This window comes from Caldisericota bacterium (genome assembly GCA_034717215.1).
Lineage (GTDB): Bacteria > Caldisericota > Caldisericia > Caldisericales > Caldisericaceae > UBA646.
Map to the genome: position 1 here is coordinate 1 of JAYELD010000032.1, position 2,582 is coordinate 2,582.

The window sequence follows — 2,582 nt, forward strand, 5'->3', positions numbered from 1 at the left end:
AGACCTTACGGAGAGATGACTTTATTCCCCATAATCAGATTTATCCCCTATTTTATCAATGGAAACTACTTTGGGGTAATAGATAACCTAATAGATCCACAGAAAGAAAAGAATAAGAGACGTTCCCAGGCTTTAGGTTTATTGAACACAAGTGCTAACAGTGGATTTTTCGATAAGAAAGATGAGGGAGCTATAGATCCGGATGAATTACAAGAGGAAGGATCTTCCCCTGGTCACGTAATACAGTACAAAACCGTAAAGCCTGAAAAGATAGAGCCTAGTCAATTATCTACCGGACACATTCAACTAGAACAGTTAGCAGAAAACGACGCCCCTAAGATAGCTTCCGTTAATCAAAATATGTTAGCTCAAGGCCCGGCCAGTGAGTCAGGGATAAAGGACAGACAGAGAATTAATCAGGGATTAATCGGGTCCGAGATCATATTTGACAATATGAAATATACCCACAAAATCTACTCTGAAACTATGGTAGAGATGATAAGGTACGGAAATACCTTTACAACCCAAGAGATGATGGCAATAGCCTCTGAGAAGAAGATAGAGGCTAATGTTGACCAGTTATTAGAAGCAATCAGAAGCCGGAAGATAGGAAGATACGGTATTGAAATATCAAATAGCCCGACCAATCCTACAATCCGGTTTGCTAATTTTGAAATGTTAATGGATATGGCCAAAGTATACGGTGAGATCATACCGCCTGATATCGTACTTGACGCCTCAGACGTTCCCAAAAAAGAAGAAATAGTACAAAGATTAAAGCAGGCACAACAGAGAAAAGAGCAAATGGAAGCCCAAATGGCAATGGCAGAAGCAAAAGGACAGCAGAGACAACCACAACAAAAGAGGAAACAGCTCGTCAAGCGATAAGGCGGGATTACCTTCCTGTAGGGTTAATTACAGGGCAAATTCGTCTAACTTTTAGACGTTAAACAAAAGGAGTTAAGTTATGCCAAATGAAGATGGAAATTACACCCCAGAGGAATGGAAAGGACTTTTAGGAGATAAACAAAATGAGGTGAGAACAAGACAGCAAAAGGAAGCCGATTTAGCAGCCAGTAATAGAACTATCACAGAACAGAGACTCAGGATAAAAGAATTAGAATCCTCTACCGCTAAGGTAAAAGCGGGCAATCCTGAGGATATTATGACTCGTGCAGATTTTGAGAAAGAAATGAACGCCAGGGATAAGAAATTAGAAGATAAGTATACAGCGAATGAGACTAAGAAAAGCCAGGAGAGTCTGAACAAAAGATTATTAGCCAGTGAGGAAAAGGCCAGGTCAGTACACACCGAAGAAAAAGAAGGCAAAGGACTGGACTTTGAATCTGTAATGGCAGGAACTAATCGCCAAATTCAAGAAAACCCTGGTTACAAGAAAGTCATTCAAGAAGCTAAAAACCCAGGTGAAAAGGCTTATTCTATAGGACTGCAAGACTCTGTGATTGCTAAAAGGCTTGAAACATACAAAAAAACCCTGCCGCCTTCAGGGGTTACTCCTAAAGAGGGAATGAAAGGGAAGAAAGTTCCCGGGTCTTATTACACTCCGCAGATGGTTCAGAAGATGTCAGACGCAGAGATTGACTTACATTATGATGACATTAAAGAATCACAAAAACAATGGGGTGGCAAAAAATAAGATTAAAAGGAAGTGATTTTTAATGAGTGTTAATAACTTTGCACCAAAATTGTGGAATAAAGCGGTGCTTGTAAACGCACACTCTAACCACGTTTTTGGGAAAGTAGCAAGATGTGAGATAGACGCACCTATAACAAAACAGGGTCAGTCTGTCCATATCTCTGGAATAGGATCTATTACTGTAGGAAATTACACCGGAGCGGATATGACTATGCAAGCTATAAGAAATACCGGTATGGACTTTACCATTGATTATGCCAAGTACATTAACTTTATGATTGATGATGTTGACGCTATGCAAGCTAATGTTAAAGTATTTGGAGCGGCTACAGAGGAAGCCTCTTATGCCCTAATGGATACATCTGATAGTGGATTAAATACCCTTATGGCTGCCGGAGCAGGTCTTTCGACCACTACCGACGGTACTGTAGACGTTACTACAATCATATCCGGTGTAGCTGAAATGGATTTAGCTTTAAAAGAAGCTAAAGTACCCAAGAAAAGCAGATGGCTAATTATACCAAATTGGGCAGGAACTAAACTGTTGCTTGCCGGAGTATACCACGCCCAGGACTTAAAGGGTAATATTAATGGTTTTATAACCGATGTGTTAGGAATAGATATGTACGAGTCAGACAACGTTGGAGCTACCGCACCTTTAGCCGGTTCGTATAGATCTGTTGCCTTTGCAGAGCAGATTTTGAGCTCCAAACCGTTCGAGCCTGAGAAGAGATTCGGAGACGCTTTAAAAACTCTCTACGTATATGGTTATAAAGTTATTTGGCCCGGAGAATTATGTCTTGGTAATTGGACAGAAGCTTTAGATACAGTGATATAAGAATAGTGTTTATAGAAGCCCTCTTTTATTAGGGGGCTTCTTGGAATTTAAGTGAAAGGAGATTTTGATATGGCTAATGTAGATAAA

General features: G+C 40.1%; 3 protein-coding genes. All 3 read left to right on the forward strand.

The features are described 5' to 3' along the window. Nucleotides 1-888: hypothetical protein (locus U9Q18_01500; GenBank protein ID MEA3313031.1), on the forward strand; the 888-nt coding region annotated here is incomplete at its 5' end. A 79-nt stretch (nucleotides 889-967) separates the two neighbouring features. Beyond that, complete coding sequence (locus U9Q18_01505) at nucleotides 968-1,657, forward strand: hypothetical protein (protein ID MEA3313032.1); 690 nt, start codon at nucleotides 968-970, stop codon at nucleotides 1,655-1,657. Between the two features lie 22 nt (nucleotides 1,658-1,679). Further along, nucleotides 1,680-2,495 (forward strand): hypothetical protein, encoded by an 816-nt coding sequence (locus U9Q18_01510; GenBank protein MEA3313033.1) that lies wholly within the window; start codon nucleotides 1,680-1,682, stop codon nucleotides 2,493-2,495. Nucleotides 2,496-2,582: the final 87 nt, after the last annotated feature.

What these genes read in the sequence shown, in the direction of transcription:
- U9Q18_01505 (MEA3313032.1), top strand. Translation starts at nt 968, where the DNA reads ATGCCAAATGAAGATGGAAATTACACCCCAGAGGAATGGAAAGGACTT.
- U9Q18_01510 (MEA3313033.1), top strand. Translation starts at nt 1,680, where the DNA reads ATGAGTGTTAATAACTTTGCACCAAAATTGTGGAATAAAGCGGTGCTT.